The organism is Streptococcus sp. HMSC062B01 (genome assembly GCF_001811085.1).
In the GTDB taxonomy this organism is placed as follows: domain Bacteria; phylum Bacillota; class Bacilli; order Lactobacillales; family Streptococcaceae; genus Streptococcus; species Streptococcus gordonii.
The window spans coordinates 1,386-1,691 of sequence record NZ_KZ672764.1 but is presented as its reverse complement, the minus strand read 5'-3'; the positions used below and the strand labels follow the sequence as shown (position 1 = coordinate 1,691).

The window sequence follows — 306 nt, the reverse complement described above, 5'->3', positions numbered from 1 at the left end:
AATCGGCCTCCACGAGTGCATCTGTATCTGCAAGTGAGTCCGCCTCCACGAGTGCATCTGTATCTGCGAGTGAGTCCGCGTCAACCAGCGCTTCAGTAAGTGCGAGCGAATCGGCCTCCACGAGTGCGTCTGTAAGTGCGAGCGAATCGGCTTCCACGAGTGCGTCTGTTTCAGCAAGTACGTCCGCCTCCACGAGTGCCTCAGTAAGTGCCAGCGAATCCGCTTCAACCAGTGCATCTGTATCAGCCAGCGAATCAGCGTCTACGAGCGCCTCTGTTTCAGCAAGTACGTCCGCCTCCACGAGTG

The 306-nt window shown here is 57.5% G+C and carries 1 protein-coding gene; it reads right to left on the bottom strand.

Translation table 11 applies throughout. From position 1 onward, the window contains the following. Positions 1-306: hypothetical protein (locus tag HMPREF2780_RS11830; protein ID WP_442802384.1), on the bottom strand; the 306-nt coding region annotated here is incomplete at both ends.